The 17,428-nt window shown below is 69.7% G+C and carries 16 protein-coding genes; 3 read left to right on the top strand and 13 right to left on the bottom strand.

The features are described 5' to 3' along the window. Window positions 1-2: 2 nt before the first annotated feature. Genes nuoL through ACZ7MF_RS02105 form a run of 12 tightly spaced genes read right to left on the bottom strand, consistent with a single transcriptional unit; the run spans window position 3 to window position 12,921 of the window. Window positions 3-1,967, bottom strand: a complete 1,965-nt coding sequence (gene nuoL, locus ACZ7MF_RS02160) for an NADH-quinone oxidoreductase subunit L (protein ID WP_471473997.1) — start codon at window positions 1,965-1,967, stop codon at window positions 3-5. A 14-nt stretch (window positions 1,968-1,981) separates the two neighbouring features. Next, window positions 1,982-2,281 carry an NADH-quinone oxidoreductase subunit NuoK gene (gene nuoK, locus ACZ7MF_RS02155; protein ID WP_003974374.1) on the bottom strand — a complete coding sequence of 100 codons (300 nt, stop codon included), beginning with the start codon at window positions 2,279-2,281 and terminating at the stop codon, window positions 1,982-1,984. After that, on the bottom strand, window positions 2,278-3,135 hold the full coding sequence (locus ACZ7MF_RS02150) for an NADH-quinone oxidoreductase subunit J (RefSeq protein WP_471473996.1): 858 nt from the start codon (window positions 3,133-3,135) through the stop codon (window positions 2,278-2,280). Before ACZ7MF_RS02150 ends, nuoK begins: the two co-directional genes overlap by 4 nt. Further along, window positions 3,132-3,809, bottom strand: coding sequence for an NADH-quinone oxidoreductase subunit NuoI (nuoI, locus tag ACZ7MF_RS02145; RefSeq protein WP_162833256.1), 678 nt, complete (start codon window positions 3,807-3,809; stop codon window positions 3,132-3,134). Before nuoI ends, ACZ7MF_RS02150 begins: the two co-directional genes overlap by 4 nt. After that, the gene (nuoH, locus tag ACZ7MF_RS02140; protein ID WP_471473994.1) at window positions 3,802-5,211 is read right to left on the bottom strand and encodes an NADH-quinone oxidoreductase subunit NuoH; all 1,410 of its coding nucleotides are present in this window, start codon (window positions 5,209-5,211) and stop codon (window positions 3,802-3,804) included. Before nuoH ends, nuoI begins: the two co-directional genes overlap by 8 nt. Then, window positions 5,208-7,712, bottom strand: a complete 2,505-nt coding sequence (locus tag ACZ7MF_RS02135) for an NADH-quinone oxidoreductase subunit G (protein ID WP_471473993.1) — start codon at window positions 7,710-7,712, stop codon at window positions 5,208-5,210. Before ACZ7MF_RS02135 ends, nuoH begins: the two co-directional genes overlap by 4 nt. Continuing rightward, the gene (gene nuoF, locus ACZ7MF_RS02130) at window positions 7,709-9,058 is read right to left on the bottom strand and encodes an NADH-quinone oxidoreductase subunit NuoF (RefSeq protein ID WP_171987339.1); all 1,350 of its coding nucleotides are present in this window, start codon (window positions 9,056-9,058) and stop codon (window positions 7,709-7,711) included. The genes ACZ7MF_RS02135 and nuoF overlap by 4 nt, the downstream gene beginning before the upstream one ends. Next, complete coding sequence (gene nuoE / locus ACZ7MF_RS02125; RefSeq protein ID WP_471473992.1) at window positions 9,055-9,927, bottom strand: NADH-quinone oxidoreductase subunit NuoE; 873 nt, start codon at window positions 9,925-9,927, stop codon at window positions 9,055-9,057. The genes nuoF and nuoE overlap by 4 nt, the downstream gene beginning before the upstream one ends. Beyond that, the gene (locus ACZ7MF_RS02120) at window positions 9,924-11,246 is read right to left on the bottom strand and encodes an NADH-quinone oxidoreductase subunit D (protein WP_030145370.1); all 1,323 of its coding nucleotides are present in this window, start codon (window positions 11,244-11,246) and stop codon (window positions 9,924-9,926) included. Before ACZ7MF_RS02120 ends, nuoE begins: the two co-directional genes overlap by 4 nt. Further along, entirely contained in the window at window positions 11,243-11,998 is a 756-nt protein-coding gene (locus ACZ7MF_RS02115) for an NADH-quinone oxidoreductase subunit C (RefSeq protein ID WP_471473990.1), read from the bottom strand. Before ACZ7MF_RS02115 ends, ACZ7MF_RS02120 begins: the two co-directional genes overlap by 4 nt. Next, the gene (locus ACZ7MF_RS02110) at window positions 11,995-12,549 is read right to left on the bottom strand and encodes a NuoB/complex I 20 kDa subunit family protein (RefSeq protein ID WP_006133126.1); all 555 of its coding nucleotides are present in this window, start codon (window positions 12,547-12,549) and stop codon (window positions 11,995-11,997) included. Before ACZ7MF_RS02110 ends, ACZ7MF_RS02115 begins: the two co-directional genes overlap by 4 nt. 12 nt (window positions 12,550-12,561) lie before the next feature. Further along, a complete protein-coding gene (locus ACZ7MF_RS02105; protein WP_003974383.1) occupies window positions 12,562-12,921 on the bottom strand; it encodes an NADH-quinone oxidoreductase subunit A in 360 nt (119 codons plus the stop codon). Between the two features lie 824 nt (window positions 12,922-13,745). Here ACZ7MF_RS02105 and ACZ7MF_RS02100 point away from each other — a divergent pair. Beyond that, window positions 13,746-14,576, top strand: a complete 831-nt coding sequence (locus ACZ7MF_RS02100; RefSeq protein ID WP_471473989.1) for a C40 family peptidase — start codon at window positions 13,746-13,748, stop codon at window positions 14,574-14,576. A gap of 129 nt (window positions 14,577-14,705) precedes the next feature. Next, window positions 14,706-15,332, top strand: coding sequence for a peptide deformylase (gene def, locus ACZ7MF_RS02095; protein ID WP_471473987.1), 627 nt, complete (start codon window positions 14,706-14,708; stop codon window positions 15,330-15,332). A gap of 63 nt (window positions 15,333-15,395) precedes the next feature. On the opposite strand, the gene ACZ7MF_RS02090 is transcribed toward def, so the two are convergent. Continuing rightward, window positions 15,396-16,688 carry a geranylgeranyl reductase family protein gene (locus ACZ7MF_RS02090; RefSeq protein ID WP_471473986.1) on the bottom strand — a complete coding sequence of 431 codons (1,293 nt, stop codon included), beginning with the start codon at window positions 16,686-16,688 and terminating at the stop codon, window positions 15,396-15,398. A 97-nt stretch (window positions 16,689-16,785) separates the two neighbouring features. Here ACZ7MF_RS02090 and ACZ7MF_RS02085 point away from each other — a divergent pair, with 97 nt between their 5' ends. Then, on the top strand, window positions 16,786-17,349 hold the full coding sequence (locus ACZ7MF_RS02085) for a GNAT family N-acetyltransferase (protein ID WP_471473985.1): 564 nt from the start codon (window positions 16,786-16,788) through the stop codon (window positions 17,347-17,349). Window positions 17,350-17,428: the final 79 nt, after the last annotated feature.

Raw genomic sequence — 17,428 nt, 5'->3', positions numbered from 1 at the left:
TATCAGACCGCCCTCATCAGCAGGGTCGCGGCGACGAGGAGTGCCGCACCGCCGAACATCGAGACCGCGTACGAGCGCGCGAAGCCGTTCTGCAGCTTGCGCATCCGCCCGGACAGGCCGCCGACCGAGGCCGCCGTCCCGTTGACGACTCCGTCGACCATCGTGTGGTCGACGTAGACCAGGGAGCGCGTCAGGTGCTCGCCGCCACGGACCAGGACGACGTGGTTGAAGTCGTCCTGAAGCAGGTCGCGGCGGGCGGCCCGGGTGAGCAGCGACCCGCGCGGGGCGACGGCCGGGACCGGACGGCGCCCGTACTGCGCCCAGGCGACGGCGACGCCGATGACCATGCAGGCCACCGTCGCCCCGGTGACCGCCCCGGCGCTGATCGGGGAGTCGCCGTGGCTGTGCCCGGTGATGGGCTCCAGCCAGTGCATGAAGCGGTCGCCGATGCTGAAGAAGGCACCGGCTCCGACCGATCCGACGGCCAGCACGATCATCGGGATCGTCATGAGACCCGGCGACTCGTGCGGGTGCGGCGGCTCGTACTCGCCGCGCGTCTCGGCGGCGGGCTCCACGTCCGGCTTCGCGGGCGACGGCGTCGGGGCGTTGCGCCAGCGCTCCTCGCCGAAGAACGTCATCAGCATCACGCGCGTCATGTAGTACGCGGTGATGGCCGCGCCCAGCAGGGCGCAGGCGCCGAGGATCCAGCCCTCGGTGCCGCCCTTGGCGAACGCCGCCTCGATGATCTTGTCCTTGGAGAAGAAGCCGGACAGGCCCGGGAAGCCGATGATGGCGAGGTAGCCGAGGCCGAAGGTGACGAAGGTGACCGGCATGTACTTGCGCAGTCCGCCGTAGCGGCGCATGTCGACCTCGTCGTTCATGCCGTGCATGACGGAACCGGCACCGAGGAACAGCCCGGCCTTGAAGAAGCCGTGCGTCACCAGGTGCATGATCGCGAAGACGTAACCGATGGGTCCGAGGCCCGCGGCGAGCACCATGTAGCCGATCTGCGACATGGTCGAACCGGCCAGGGCCTTCTTGATGTCGTCCTTGGCACAACCGACGATCGCACCGAAGAGCAGCGTGACCGCGCCCACGATGGTGACCACCAGTTGCGCGTCGGGCGCGCCGTTGAAGATCGCGCCGGAGCGGACGATCAGGTACACGCCCGCCGTCACCATGGTCGCGGCGTGGATGAGGGCCGAGACCGGGGTCGGGCCCTCCATCGCGTCACCGAGCCAGGACTGCAACGGCACCTGGGCGGACTTGCCGCAGGCGGCGAGCAGCAGCATCAGGGCGATCGCGGTGAGCTTGCCCTCGTCCGCACCGGCCGCGAGCCCGGCCTCCCCGTGGCCGCCGAGCACCGGCCCGAAGGCGAAGGTGCCGAACCACAGGAACATCAGCATGATGCCGATGGACAGGCCCATGTCGCCGACGCGGTTGACCAGGAAGGCCTTCTTCGCGGCGGTGGCGGCGCTGGGCTTGTGCTGCCAGAAGCCGATCAGCAGGTAGGAGGCGAGGCCGACGCCCTCCCAGCCGACGTACAGCAGCAGGTAGTTGTCGGCGAGGACGAGGATCAGCATCGCCGCGAGGAACAGGTTCAGGTAGCCGAAGAAGCGGCGGCGGCGCTCGTCGTGCTCCATGTACGCGACCGAGTACAGGTGGATGAGCGAGCCGACGCCGGTGATCAGCAGGACGAACGTCATCGACAGCTGGTCGAGCCGGAAGGCGACGTCGGCCTGGAATCCCTCCACCGGGATCCAGCTGAACAGGTGCTGCGTCAGGGTGCGGTCCTCGGCGCCGCTGCCGAGCAGGTCGGCGAAGAGGACGACGCCGAGCACGAAGGACACGGCGGCCAGCAGCGTGCCGATCCAGTGGCCGACGCGGTCCAGCCGTCGTCCGCCGCACAGCAGGACGACCGCTCCTAGCAGGGGCGCCGCCACCAGCAGCGCAATCAGGTTCTCCACGTTTCAGCAGCCCCTCACAGCTTCATCAGGCTGGCGTCGTCGACCGAGGCCGAGTGGCGGGAACGGAACAGGGACACGATGATCGCGAGCCCGACCACGACCTCCGCGGCGGCGACGACCATCGTGAAGAAGGCGATGATCTGGCCGTCGAGGTTGCCGTGCATGCGGGAGAAGGCGACGAACGCGAGGTTGCAGGCGTTGAGCATCAGCTCGATGCACATGAAGACCACGATCGCGTTGCGCCGGATCAGCACGCCGGTGGCACCGATCGTGAACAGCAGGGCTGCGAGATACAGGTAGTTGACGGGGTTCACTTCGACGCCTCCTCGGACTGCTTGGAGTTGTCGGGGCCGACCGCCTTGCGTTCCAGCCGGTCCTCGGCCCGCTGCTCCAGCGCCTTCAGGTCGCCCAGCGCCTCCATCGACACGTCGCGGATCTGGCCCCGCTCGCGCAGCGTCTTGCTGACGGTCAGCTCGGAGGGGGTGCCGTCGGGCAGCAGCCCCGCGATGTCGACCGCGTTGTGCCGGGCGTACACGCCCGGCGCCGGCAGCGGCGGCAGGTGCTTGCCGTCGCGGATGCGCTGCTCGGACAGCTCGCGCTGGGTCCTGGCGCGCTCGGTGCGCTCGCGGTGGGTGAGCACCATGGCACCGACGGCGGCCGTGATGAGCAGCGCGCCGGTGATCTCGAAGGCGAAGACGTACTTGGTGAAGATGAGGGACGCGATGCCCTCCACGTTGCCGTTCGCGTTGGCCTGGGCGAGGCCGGTGAACTCCGAGACGGAGGCGTTGCCGATGCCTGCGATCAGCAGGATGCCGAAGCCGAGCCCGGACAGCAGGGCCAGCCAGCGCTGGCCCTTGATGGTCTCCTTCAGGGAGTCCGCCGCGGTGACACCGACGAGCATCACCACGAACAGGAACAGCATCATGATGGCGCCGGTGTAGACGACGATCTGCACGATGCCGAGGAAATAGGCGCCGTTGGCGAGGTAGAACACCGCCAGGACGATCATCGTCCCGGCGAGGCACAGCGCGCTGTGCACGGCCTTCTTCATGAAGACGGTGCACAGGGCGCCGATCACCGCGACCGTGCCGAGGATCCAGAACTGGACGGCCTCTCCGGTGGAGGTGCCGGCGGAGAGAGTCGCCACCGCCGCGAGCTGCGCGCTCATCGGCGGATCACCTCCTCCGACGCCGGCTCGGTCGCGCCGAAGGTGGAGTCGCCCTCCTGGACGACCTCCCCCTTGGAGTGGGCGACCTGCTGGACCGTGCCGGGCGCGGCCTCGGTGACCAGGCCCCGGTAGTAGTCCTGCTCGTCGGTGCCCGGGTAGATCGCGTGGGGCGAGTCGACCATGCCCTCTTCGAGACCGGCGAGCAGCTGGTCCTTGGTGAAGATGAGGTTGGCCCGGCTGGAGTCGGCCAGCTCGAACTCGTTGGTCATCGTCAACGCGCGCGTGGGGCACGCCTCGATGCACAGTCCGCACAGGATGCAGCGGGCGTAGTTGATCTGGTAGACGCGACCGTACCGCTCGCCCGGCGAGTAGCGCTCCTCGTCGGTGTTGTCCGCGCCCTCCACGTAGATGGCGTCCGCGGGACAGGCCCAGGCGCACAGCTCGCAGCCGACGCACTTCTCCAGGCCGTCCGGATGGCGGTTGAGCTGGTGCCGTCCGTGGAAGCGTGGAGCGGTGGTCTTCTGCTGCTCCGGGTACTGCTCGGTCAGCCGCTTCTTGAACATGGCCTTGAAGGTCACGCCGAAGCCGGCCACGGGGTTCATGAAACCGGGGTCGGTGCCCTTGTGGTCCACGTGTTCCGTGTTGTCCCTGTGTTCTTCGCGTTCCTCAGCCATCGGACGCCTCCTTTCCATCCGTAGGTCCGCCCGCAGGTCCGTCACTGTGAGTATCGGGCCCACCACTGACAATCAGCTCCCGCTCCCGGCGGGGACGGCGCCTGGGCACCGGCGGCACCTGCTGTCCGGGCATCGGCGGGACGGGGAATCCGCCGGCCATCGGGTCGAAGGCGGCCCCGCCTCCAGCCGCGGTCTCGGCCTCGGCCTCGGCCTCGGCAGGCTGGTCGGCAGCCTTGCCGCCCTTGTCGCGGTACATGTCGACGAGGAAGGACAACAGCAGCAGGACCAGGACGCCGCCGCCGATGTAGAGGGCGATGTCGCTGAAGCCGTAGTTCTCGTTCCTGAGCGCCCGCACGGTCGCGACCAGCATCAGCCAGACCAGGGAGACCGGGATGAGGACCTTCCAGCCGAGCTTCATCAACTGGTCGTAGCGGACCCGGGGCAGGGTGCCGCGCAGCCAGATGAAGAAGAACAGCAGCAGCTGGACCTTGACCACGAACCAGAGCAGCGGCCACCAGCCGTGGTTGGCGCCCTCCCAGAAGGTGCTGATCGGCCAGGGGGCCCGCCAGCCGCCGAGGAACAGCGTGGTGGCGACCGCCGAGACCGTCACCATGTTCACGTACTCGGCGAGCATGAACATCGCGAACTTGATCGACGAGTACTCGGTGTTGAAGCCGCCCACCAGGTCGCCCTCGGACTCGGGCATGTCGAAGGGGGCGCGGTTGGTCTCGCCGACCATCGTGACGATGTAGAGAATGAAGGAGACCGGCAGCAGCACGATGTACCAGCGGTCGTCCTGCTGGGCGACGATCTCCGAGGTGGACATCGAGCCGGAGTAGAGGAACACCGAGGCGAACGCGGCGCCCATCGCGATCTCGTAGGAGATCATCTGCGCGCAGGAGCGCAGTCCGCCGAGCAGCGGGTACGTCGATCCGGAGCTCCAGCCGGCGAGCACGATGCCGTAGATGCCGACCGAGGCGACCGCCAGGATGAACAGCATCGCGATCGGCAGGTCGGTCAGCTGCATGGCGGTGCGGTGGCCGAAGATCGAGACCTCGTTGCCGGCCGGCCCGAAGGGGATCACCGCGATCGCCATGAAGGCCGGGATGGCCGCCACGATCGGCGCGAGGACGTAGACCGCCTTGTCGGCGCGCTTGACGACGAGGTCTTCCTTGAGCATCAGCTTGATGCCGTCGGCGAGCGACTGGAGCATGCCCCAGGGGCCGTGCCGGTTCGGGCCGACGCGCAGCTGCATCCAGGCGACGACCTTGCGCTCCCACACGATGGAGAACAGCACGGTCACCATCAGGAAGGCGAAGCAGAACACCGCCTTGATGACGACCAGCCACCATGGGTCGGTGCCGAACATCGAGAGGTCTTCAGCGGCGAGGTACGGGCTCATGCCTCCACCTCCTTGGGGGCGGCGCCCGCGGGCGTCGCCGGACCGATGCGGACGAGGGTTCCGGGCAGTACCCCGGCGTCGGAGGCGACGCCGGAGCCCGCCGAGTTCAGCGGAAGCCAGACCACCCGGTCGGGCATCTCGGTGACCTGCAACGGGAGTTCGACGACTCCGGCGGGACCGGTCACGGCGAGGACGTCGCCGTCCTTGACGCCCGCCTCGGCGGCCGTGGCGGCCGACAGCCGCGCGCGGGCGGCGTGCCGGGTGCCTGCGAGCGCCTCGTCGCCCTGCTGCAACAGCCCCTGGTCGAGCAGGAGCCGGTGCCCGGCCAGTACGGCCTCTCCGGCGGCCGGCCGCGGCAGCGCGCTCGCGGTCTGCAGCGGCTCACCGGCCCGCGGCCCGTCCCAGGCGCCGAGCCGGTCGATCTCCGCGCGCGTGGTGCGCAGATCGGGCAGACCGAGGTGTACGTCCATGGCGTCGGCCAGCATCTGCAGGACGCGGGCGTCGGCGGGGGCCAGGCGGCGGGTCATCTGGTCGGGCTTGAGCGCGGCCTCGAAGAAGCGCACCCTGCCCTCCCAGTTGAGGAAGGTGCCGGGCTTCTCGGCGACCGCGGCGACCGGCAGGACGACGTCGGCGCGTTCGGTGACCTCGCTGGGCCGCAGCTCCAGCGACACCACGAACCCGGCCTCGTCGAGTGCCGCACGCGCGCGCGTGGGGTCGGGCAGGTCGGCGACCTCCACGCCCGCCACGAGCAGCGCCTGGAGTTCGCCCCGGGCCGCGGCCTCGACGATCTCGCCGGTGTCGCGGCCGTAGCGGTGCGGAAGGTCGGCCAGGCCCCACAGGGCGGCGACCTCCTCACGCGCGCGCGGGTCGGTCGCCGGGCGCCCACCGGGCAGCAGCGACGGCAGCGCGCCCGCCTCGATCGCGCCGCGCTCCCCGGCCCGGCGCGGGATCCACACCAGCCGGGCGCCGGTCGCCGCCGAGGTCCGTACGGCGGAGGTGAGGCCGCCGGCCACGGACGCCAGCCGTTCGCCGACGACGATCACGGCGCCCTCGGCGCGCAGGGCCTCGGCCGCCTGGGTGCCGCCCTCCTCCAGGCCGACGCCGCTGGCGAGGGCGTCCAGCCACTCGGTCTCGGTGCCGGGAGCGGCGGGGAGCAGGGTGCCGCCCGCCTTCTCCAGGCCCCGCGTGGCGTGCGTGGCCAGCGAGTAGACCTTCTGCCCGTGCCCCCGCCAGGCCTTGCGCAGCCTCAGGAAGACGCCGGGCGCCTCCTCCTCGGCCTCGAAGCCGACCAGCAGGACCGCGGGCGCCTTCTCCAGCGACGTGTACGTGACGCCGGTGCCGTCGAGGTCCCGGCCGCGGCCGGCGATCCGGGCGGCCAGGAAGTCGGCCTCCTCGGCGCTGTGCACGCGCGCGCGGAAGTCGATGTCGTTGGTGTCGAGCGCCACGCGCGCGAACTTGCTGTACGCGTAGGCGTCCTCGACGGTGAGCCGCCCGCCGGTCAGGACGCCGGTGCGGCCCCTGGAGGCGAGCAGTCCCTGCGCGGCGATCTGCAGCGCCTCCGGCCAGGAGGCCGGCTCCAGTTCGCCCTCGGCGTTGCGCACCAGGGGCGTGGTGAGCCGGTCCCGCTGCTGCGCGTACCGGAAGCCGAAGCGTCCCTTGTCGCAGATCCACTCCTCGTTGACCTCGGGCTCGTTGGCCGCGAGGCGCCGCATGACCTTGCCGCGCCGGTGGTCGGTGCGGGTCGCGCAGCCGCCGGAGCAGTGCTCGCACACCGACGGCGAGGAGATCAGGTCGAAGGGGCGGGAGCGGAACCGGTAGGCCGCCGAGGTCAGGGCGCCGACCGGGCAGATCTGGATGGTGTTGCCGGAGAAGTACGACTCGAAGGGGTCGCCCTCGCCGGTGCCGACCTGCTGGAGCGCGCCCCGCTCGATCAGCTCGATCATCGGGTCGCCCGCGATCTGGTTGGAGAAGCGGGTGCAGCGGGCGCACAGCACGCAGCGCTCGCGGTCGAGCAGGACCTGCGTGGAGATCGGCACGGGCTTCTCGTAGGTCCGCTTCTTGCCCTCGAAGCGGGAGTCGGCCTGACCGTGCGACATCGCCTGGTTCTGCAGGGGGCACTCGCCGCCCTTGTCGCAGACCGGGCAGTCCAGCGGGTGGTTGATGAGCAGCAGCTCCATCACACCGTGCTGGGCCTTCTCGGCGACGGGCGAGGTGAGCTGCGTCTTCACCACCATGCCGTCGGTGCAGGTGATGGTGCAGGACGCCATGGGCTTGCGCTGGCCCTCGACCTCGACGATGCACTGGCGGCAGGCGCCGGCCGGGTCGAGGAGGGGGTGGTCGCAGAACCGGGGGATCTCGATGCCGAGCTGCTCGGCGGCCCGGATGACCAGGGTGCCCTTGGGCACGCTGATCTCGGCGCCGTCGATCGTCAGCGTGACGAGATCCTCCGGCGGGACCGCCGCCGCTCCCCCTCCCGAGGGAGTATTGGTGGTCACGGTCATGCCTTCACCTCCGTGCGGTCGGCCCAGGCCGTCGACTTGGCCGGGTCGAAGGGGCAGCCGCGGCCCGTGATGTGCTCCTCGTACTCCTCGCGGAAGTACTTGAGCGAGGAGAAGATCGGCGAGGCGGCACCGTCGCCGAGGGCGCAGAAGGACTTGCCGTTGATGTTGTCGGCGATGTCGTTCAGCTTGTCGAGGTCGGACATCTGTCCCTTGCCGGCCTCGATGTCGCGCAGCAACTGGACGAGCCAGTACGTGCCTTCGCGGCAGGGTGTGCACTTGCCGCAGGACTCGTGCGCGTAGAACTCGGTCCAGCGGGTGACGGCACGCACGACGCAGGTCGTCTCGTCGAAGCACTGGAGCGCCTTCGTGCCCAGCATGGAACCGGCGGCGCCCACTCCTTCGTAGTCGAGGGGGACGTCGAGGTGCTCGTCGGTGAACATCGGGGTCGAGGAGCCGCCGGGCGTCCAGAACTTGAGCCGGTGGCCGGGGCGCATGCCGCCGCTCATGTCGAGGAGCTGGCGCAGCGTGATGCCGAGCGGGGCCTCGTACTGGCCGGGGCCCGCGACGTGGCCGCTGAGCGAGTAGAGCGTGAAGCCCGGGGACTTCTCGCTGCCCATCGACCTGAACCAGTCCTTGCCCTTGTTCAGGATCGCGGGAACTGACGCGATGGATTCGACGTTATTCACCACAGTCGGGCACGCATAGAGGCCCGCGACGGCAGGAAAGGGGGGACGGAGCCGCGGTTGACCCCGGCGGCCTTCGAGCGAGTCGAGCAGTGCGGTCTCCTCACCGCAGATGTACGCGCCCGCGCCCGCGTGCACGGTGAGGGTGAGGTCGAGTCCGCTGCCCAGGATGTTCTCGCCGAGGAAGCCGGCCGCGTAGGCCTCGCGCACGGCCTCGTGCAACCGCCGCAGCACTGGGACGACTTCACCACGCAGATAGATGAAGGCATGCGAAGACCTGATGGCGTAGCACGCGATGACGATGCCCTCGATGAGGCTGTGCGGGTTCGCGAAGAGGAGCGGGATGTCCTTGCAGGTCCCCGGCTCCGACTCGTCGGCGTTGACAACTAGATAGTGAGGCTTGCCGTCCCCCTGGGGAATGAACTGCCACTTCATCCCCGTCGGGAACCCGGCACCGCCGCGTCCACGCAGACCGGACTCCTTGACGTACGCGATCAGGTCGTCCGGCGCCATCGCCAGCGCCTTGCGGAGCCCCTCGTACCCCTCGTGCCTCCGGTAGACGTCGAGAGTCCACGACTCGTCCTCGTCCCAGAAGGCCGACAGCACGGGTGCGAGCAGCTTCTCCGGGCTGCTGCCCCTGATTTCGGCTGCCACGGTCATCACTCCCCCTCCTCGGCGGTAGGCCCTGCCGGGTTGGAAGGGTCGGATGCCGATGTGTCCTGCGGCGCGTCGTGCGAGCTGAGGTGTTCCGTCGGGGACGGGTCGTGCACGGCCCGGTCCTGCGGCGCGTCGTGCGGTCCGCCGTCCCGCGGGTGCACCACGCGCGCGGCGGACGCCTCGCCCTTCGCCAGCTTCAGGCCGGCCAGGGAGGCGGGACCCGCGCTGCCGCCGGCCGCGACGGCGCCGTCCCGCTCGTCGGGGAAGCCCGCCAGGATCCGGGCGGTCTCCTTGAAGGTGCACATCGGCGCGCCGCGCGTGGGTGTCACCGGCCGTCCCGCGCGCAGGTCGTCGACGAGGGCCTTGACGGTCGCCGGGGTCTGGTTGTCGAAGAACTCCCAGTTGACCATCACGACCGGTGCGAAGTCGCAGGCCGCGTTGCACTCGATGTGCTCCAGGGTGACCTTGCCGTCCTCGGTGGTCTCGCCGTTGCCGACGCCGAGGTGGTCCTGGAGGGACTCGAAGATGGCGTCGCCGCCCATCACCGCGCACAGCGTGTTGGTGCAGACCCCGACCTGGTAGTCACCGCTCGGCCGGCGCCTGTACATGGTGTAGAAGGTGGCGACCGCGGTGACCTCGGCGGTGGTGAGGCCCAGCATGTCCGCGCAGAACTGCATCCCGGTGCGCGTGACATGTCCCTCCTCCGACTGCACGAGGTGCAGCAGCGGCAGGAGGGCGGACCGGGAGTCCGGGTAGCGGGCGATGACCTCGCGCGCGTCGGTCTCCAGCCGGGCCCGGACGTCGTCCGGGTAGGCGGGCGCGGGCAGTTCCGGCATGCCCAGGCTGACGCCCCGCTCCGAAGAAGAGGTGGTCACCGGTCGACGCCTCCCATCACGGGGTCGATGGACGCCACTGCGACGATGACGTCGGCGACCTGGCCGCCCTCGCACATCGCCGCCATGGCCTGCAGGTTGGTGAAGGACGGGTCACGGAAGTGGACCCGGAAGGGGCGGGTGCCGCCGTCGGAGACGACGTGCACCCCCAGCTCGCCCTTGGGGGACTCGACCGCCGTGTACGCCTGCCCCGGCGGTACCCGGAAGCCCTCGGTGACGAGCTTGAAGTGGTGGATCAGGGCCTCCATGGAGGTGCCCATGATCTTCTTGATGTGGTCGAGGGAGTTGCCCAGGCCGTCCGGCCCCAGGGCGAGCTGCGCGGGCCAGGCGATCTTCTTGTCGGCGACCATGACCGGGCCGGGCTGGAGCCGGTCCAGGCACTGCTCGACGATCCTGAGCGACTGGCGCATCTCCTCCAGCCGGATCAGGAAGCGGCCGTAGGAGTCGCAGGTGTCGGCGGTCGGGACGTCGAAGTCGTACGTCTCGTAGCCGCAGTACGGCTGGGTCTTGCGCAGGTCGTGCGGGAGGCCGGTGGACCTGAGGACGGGGCCGGTGGCGCCGAGCGCCATGCAGCCGGCCAGGTCGAGGTAGCCGACGTCCTGCATGCGGGCCTTGAAGATGGGGTTCCCGGTGGCGAGCTTGTCGTACTCCGGGAGGTTCTTGTTCATCTTCTTCACGAACTCGCGGATCTGGTCCACCGCGCCCGGCGGCAGGTCCTGGGCGAGTCCGCCCGGGCGGATGTACGCGTGGTTCATCCTGAGGCCGGTGATCAGCTCGTAGATGTCGAGAATCAGTTCACGATCGCGGAAGCCGTAGATCATGATCGTGGTGGCGCCCAGCTCCATGCCGCCGGTGGCGATGGCCACCAGGTGCGAGGAGAGCCGGTTCAGCTCCATCAGCAGGACCCGGATGATCGTGGCCCGGTCCGGGATCTGGTCCTCGATGCCGAGGAGCTTCTCGACGCCCAGGCAGTACGCCGCCTCGTTGAAGAACGGCGTCAGGTAGTCCATGCGCGTCACGAACGTGGTGCCCTGCGTCCAGGTCCGGTACTCGAGGTTCTTCTCGATGCCGGTGTGCAGGTAGCCGATGCCGCAGCGGGCCTCGGTGACCGTCTCGCCGTCGATCTCCAGGATGAGACGGAGCACGCCGTGCGTGGACGGGTGCTGCGGGCCCATGTTGACGACGATGCGCTCGTCGTCGGCGCGGGCCGCGGACTGGACGACCTCGTCCCAGTCACCGCCGGTGACCGTGTAGACGGTGCCTTCGGTCGTCTCCCTGGGGGAGGCGTGGGAAGTGCTCACGAGTACGACCTCCGCTGGTCCGGAGCCGGGATCTGGGCGCCCTTGTACTCGACGGGGATGCCGCCGAGGGGGTAGTCCTTGCGCTGCGGAAAGCCCTGCCAGTCGTCCGGCATCATGATCCGCGTCAGGGCCGGGTGATCGTCGAAGACGATGCCGAAGAAGTCGTACGTCTCGCGCTCGTGCCAGTCGTTCGTCGGGTAGACGGAGACCAGCGACGGGATGTGCGGGTCGCCGTCGGGGGCGCTGACTTCGAGGCGGATCAGCCGGTTGTGGGTGATCGAGCGCAGGTGGTAGACGGCGTGCAGCTCGCGGCCCTTGTCGTGCGGGTAGTGGACGCCGCTGACGCCGGTGCACAGTTCGAAGCGCAGGGCCGGGTCGTCGCGCAGGGTGCGGGCGACGCGGACCAGGTGCTCCCGCTCGATGTGGAAGGTCAGCTCGTCGCGGTCGACGACCGTCTTCTCGATGGCGTTGTCGGGCAGGAGCCCCTGCTCCTCCAGCGCACCCTCGAGTTCGTCGGCGACCTCGTCGAACCAGCCGCCGTAGGGCCGGCTGGCCGGTCCGGGGAGCCGGACGGAGCGGACCAGGCCGCCGTAGCCGGAGGTGTCGCCGCCGTTGTTGGCGCCGAACATGCCGCGCTGGACGCGGATCTCCTCGCCGCCCTGGCCCCGCTGGCCGGGGAGGTTCTCCGCGGACAGGTCCTTCTCGGGGTTGACCTCGTTCGCGTCACCCGCGGTGTTGTTCGCGTCGCTCACCGCAGCAGCCCCTTCATCTCGATCGTGGGCAGGGCCTTGAGCGCCGCTTCCTCCGCCTCGCGGGCCGCCTCCTCGGCGTTGACCCCGAGCTTGGAGCTCTGGATCTTCTGGTGGAGCTTGAGGATGGCGTCCATCAGCATCTCGGGCCGCGGCGGGCAGCCGGGGAGGTAGATGTCGACGGGGACGACGTGGTCCACGCCCTGGACGATGGCGTAGTTGTTGAACATGCCGCCCGAGGAGGCGCAGACCCCCATGGAGATGACCCACTTCGGGTTCGGCATCTGGTCGTAGACCTGCCGCAGCACCGGCGCCATCTTCTGGCTGACCCGGCCCGCGACGATCATCAGGTCCGCCTGCCGCGGCGAGCCGCGGAAGACCTCCATGCCGAAGCGCGCCAGGTCGTAGCGGCCGGCGCCGGTGGTCATCATCTCGATGGCACAGCAGGCGAGGCCGAACGTGGCCGGGAAGACGGACGACTTGCGCACCCAGCCCGCGGCCTGCTCGACGGTGGTCAGCAGGAAGCCGCTCGGCAGTTTTTCTTCGAGTCCCATGTCAAAGGCCCCTCAGTCCCATTCCAGGCCGCCGCGCCGCCATACGTACGCGTACGCGACGAAGACGGTGAGCACGAAGAGCAGCATCTCCACGAGCCCGAAAATCCCCAGGGCGTCGAAGGTGACGGCCCAGGGGTAGAGGAAGACGATCTCGATATCGAAGATGATGAAGAGCATCGCCGTCAGGTAGTACTTGATGGGGAAGCGCCCGCCGCCGGCCGGCGTGGGGGTCGGCTCGATGCCGCACTCGTAGGCCTCGAGCTTCGCCCGGTTGTACCGCTTCGGACCGATCAGCGTGGCCATCACCACGGAGAAGATCGCAAAGCCTGCCCCGAGGGCTCCCAGTACGAGGATGGGCGCATACGCGTTCACCGCTCCTCGCTCCTCTCAGTCGGCACTGACTGCTGGCGGTTGCACTGGACTCACAGCCGCCCCAACAGCCCCACGAGCCCCGCCCGTCCCGACGAAGATCGCGAACATGTGAAGCAGGTCACAAGCCCAACTGCCTCGCATCCTATGCCCGACGCTCTGTGATCTGCGACACGGGGTATTGCACAAGCTTTGTGATCTCCACCACCTGACGAACGATCATGAAGTCGGATGAGCAGTGATCTTCACACAAGAAGCGTTCACCTGATCACCAGAGGTGACATTTTCGCTCGTCGTTGCTGGCCAGAGGGCCCGAGCGAGGGGCGTCTCCATATCAAGATGGTTCCCTTGCATGCAAATTGGCGCTGGACGCATGCCCTTGATAGAGGAGGCGTTCACACCTGAGAGGGAGGACCGGGGGCGGTGTGGACACGTGCACGCATTCACGAGCGGCGACACACACCGGCGGCCGCCGCCGCGACGACCCCAACGACCGCGCCCGCCGCGCCGGCCGCGACAACTCGAGCGGCGCACCCCGCACGCGACGGACGCGTGCGCCGGGGTAACCGTTCCGTGACCTGCGCCACATTCATGAGAGGTGTCTGAGAACCGGGCTTGGCCAAGTGTCCCAACAAGTGGTAAGCGCGGGGCAATTCGGGCGTAACGATCAAAGACCGTGATCACAGGCCGGTTACGGCCCGTCCACTATGTCCGTTACGGCGTCAATAAAGAGCGACACGCCCGGGATTCGGCAGCCCGATTGAACAACTGTGGCGCAGCACACGTTTCTTGAAGGTATGGAGGAGCTACTGATACCGGTTGTCCCTATGTCCCACACCGCTCACATACGCAGCCACCGGAAGCCCCGCCGCAGCGCGTCGACGATCGCGATGCGGACCGGAGTTGCCGGTGGCGTCCTCAGCACCCTGGCAGTGGCCGGTGCGTCGGGGGCGGCCCACGCGGCCGAACCCGTGACGCAGACCCTCGAACTGCCCACCCTGACGGCCGACCTGGCCGCTCAGGTCGCCCAGTCCGCGGACGTCACGCAGCAGGCGGCCGCGAGCTACCAGCTGCAGGCCGAGCGTGACGCTGCGGCCGCCAAGGCCGCCAAGCAGGCCAAGACGGACCTCGCCGAGGCCAAGAAGAAGGCCGCGGAAGCCAAGAAGAAGGCCGAGGAGGCCGCGCGCAAGGAGGCCGCCGAGCGCGCCTCGCGCACCGCCGAGCGCACCACCCTGAGCGCCTCCGCGGACACGGGCTCCTCCACCGGCACGGGTGGCAGCAGCACCGGCAGCTCCACGGCCACCGGTTCGGCCGCCGCCGTCGTCTCCTTCGTGCAGGCCCAGGTCGGCAAGGCGTACGTCTCCGGCGCCACCGGTCCGTCCGCCTACGACTGCTCCGGTCTCGTGCAGGCCGCCTTCAAGCAGGTCGGCATCAGCCTGCCCCGCGTCTCCCAGGCGCAGTCGACGGCCGGCACCCAGGTCGGCCTGGACAACCTCCAGCCGGGCGACATCCTCTACTGGGGCGGCGCGGGCAGCGCGTACCACGTGGGTGTCTACGTCGGCGGCGGCATGTTCGTCGGCGCGCAGAACTCCTCCACCGGCGTCGTCGAGAAGCCGCTCTCCTACGACCCGCCGAGCGGCGCGGTGCGCGTGCTGTAAGCCGCACCCACCCGTACACGCGCGAAAGGGCCGCAGCCGCTCGGGGGCTGCGGCCCTCCGTCCTGTCCTGGCATGCTCGGCGCGGGCCGGTTCCCACCGGCCCGTCCACGAGCCGAGGGAGAGAACGTCATGCCGAGTGTCTTCGTCCAGGGGCGGCCCACCGCCTCCTACCCCCCGTTCGCGCCCGAGGCCCGGCGCGGAGCCGTGCGGCGCGTCACCGAGGTCGGCGAGGAGGTGCTGCACCGGCCGTGCCGGGACGTCACCGAGTTCGGGCCCGACCTCGCCGCGCTGATCGACGACATGTTCCGCACGATGTACGTCGCGGAGGGGGCCGGACTGGCGGCCAATCAGGTCGGTCTCGACCTGCGCCTGTTCGTCTACGACTGCCCGGACGACGACGGTGTCCGACATGTCGGGCACATCGTCAATCCTGTCCTCGACGCCCTCGACCCGGCCGCGCGCCGACTGCTCGACGAGGGCGAGGGGTGCCTGTCGGTGCCGGGCGCCGTCATGGCCGTACCGCGGCCCGACCGGGCCGTCGTGCGCGGCCTGGACAAGGACGGCGCGCCGCTCCTCGTCGAGGGCACCGGCTACTTCGCGCGCTGCCTCGCCCACGAGACCGACCACGTGAACGGGCACGTCTACCTGGACCGGCTCTCCGGCCGGGAGCGGAAGGCGGCGCTGCGGCAGTCTGCGGACCGGCGCGAGGAGGTCTTCGCGCGCCGGGCCGCCAACGCCGCGGCCTTCGCCGCCTGACCGGCCCCCGGGCCCCGTCTCAGGGCCCGGTTCCAGGGCCCGGTCTCAGGCCGGGCCCTGGATTCACGCCTTCGGCGCGACCTTGCTCAGTCCGTTGATGATGCGGTCCATCGCGTCGCCACCCGTCGGGTCCGTCAGGTTGGCGAGCATCTTCAGGGTGAACTTCATCAGGATCGGGTGGGTGAGGCCGCGCTGGGTCGCGATCTGCATGACCTTCGGGTTGCCGATGAGCTTCACGAAGGCGCGGCCCAGGTTGTAGTAGCCGCCGTAGGTGTCCTTCAGGACGCGCGGGTAGCGCAGCAGGGCGATCTCGCGCTGGGCCGGCGTCGCCCGCGCGTGGGCCTGGACGACGACGTCGGCGGCGATCTGGCCGGACTCCATGGCGTAGGCGATGCCCTCGCCGTTGAAGGGGTTCACCAGGCCGCCGGCGTCGCCGACGAGGAGCAGTCCCTTGGTGTAGTGGGGCTGGCGGTTGAAGGCCATGGGCAGCGCGGCGCCGCGGATCGGGCCGGTCATGTTGTCCGGGGTGTAGCCCCAGTCCTCGGGCATGGACGCGCACCAGGCCTTGAGGATCTCGCGCCAGTCCAGTTCCTTGAAGGCGGCGGAGGTGTTCAGGACGCCCAGGCCGACGTTGGAGGTGCCGTCGCCCATGCCGAAGACCCAGCCGTAGCCCGGCAGCAGGCGGTCCTGCGCACCGCGCCGGTCCCACAGCTCCAGCCAGGACTCCAGGTAGTCGTCGTCGTGGCGGGGCGAAGTGAAGTAGGTGCGGACGGCGACCCCCATGGGGCGGTCCTCGCGGCGGTGCAGGCCCATCGCCAGGGACAGCCGGGTGGAGTTGCCGTCGGCGGCCACGACCAGCGGCGCGTGGAAGGTGACCTCGCGCTTGTCCTCGCCCAGCTTGGCGTGGACGCCGGTGATGCGGCCGGTGCGGTCGTCGACGATCGGCGCACCGACGTTGCAGCGCTCGTACAGGCGCGCGCCGGCCTTCTGGGCCTGCCGGGCGAGCTGCTCGTCGAAGTCGTCGCGCTTGCGGACGAGTCCGTAGTCGGGGAAGGAGGCCAGATCCGGCCAGTCCAGCTGCAGGCGCGAGCCGCCGCCGATGATGCGCAGGCCCTTGTTGCGCAGCCAGCCGGCCTCCTCGGAGATGTCGATGCCCATGGCGACGAGCTGCTTGACCGCGCGCGGGGTGAGGCCGTCGCCGCAGACCTTCTCCCTGGGGAACGCGGTCTTCTCGAGGAGCAGGACGTCGAGTCCCGACCTGGCCAGGTGGTAGGCGGTCGTGGAGCCGGCCGGCCCCGCGCCCACGACGATCACGTCGGCGGTGTTCTCGGAGAGCGGCTCAGTCTCGACGGTCACGGCGGGATCTCCCCAAGTTCGGAATCTGCGTGCCGACCGGCACTGGTCATGGGCAGTCTATTCAGCGTCACCGACCACCCGGCTGAAGGGCTGCCCAGTGAAGCGACCTCTCCCCGTTGTACGGTTGCGCGTCCCCACCGACGAGGACGCCGTCGCCTGGCACCGGATCTTCGACGACCCGGACGTCATGGAGTTCCACGGCGGGAGGGCGGCGGAGCTGTCCGTCTACGAGGAGCTGACCGCCCGCCAGCGCCGGCACGACGCCGAGCACGGCTTCTGCCTGTGGACCATGGTGGACCAGTCCGGGCAGGTCATAGGGTTCACCGGCGCCCAGCCGTGGCCGGGCGACTGGGGCCCCAAGGGCGAGATCGAGATCGGCTGGCGGCTCGGCCGGGCACACTGGGGCAAGGGGTACGTCACGGCGGCCGCGCGGCAGACGCTGGAGCGGGTCCGCGGTACGGGTGTGGCGGAAGTGGTCGCGATGGTCAACGCGCGCAACGCCCGGTCCATCGCGGTCACGGAGCGGCTGGGCATGCGGCTCGCCGAGGTCTTCACGATCCCGCCCTCGAGCTCGTCCTCGGACTCGCCCTCGGGCCCGTCCTCGGAGCAGCGGGGGCACTGCTACCGCCTCGACCTGTACCAGGAGCGAGACCCGGAATGACGCAGAGTAACCAACTGTCACAGTCAGCCACTTGACGCTTCCAGGCGGTGCCCGGCGGCGCTAGTCTGCCGGGTACCGC

This window comes from Streptomyces sp. NPDC111628, assembly GCF_055635195.1.
Note: the sequence above shows the minus strand (reverse complement) of the source record. Positions and strands in the feature narration are given on the sequence as shown.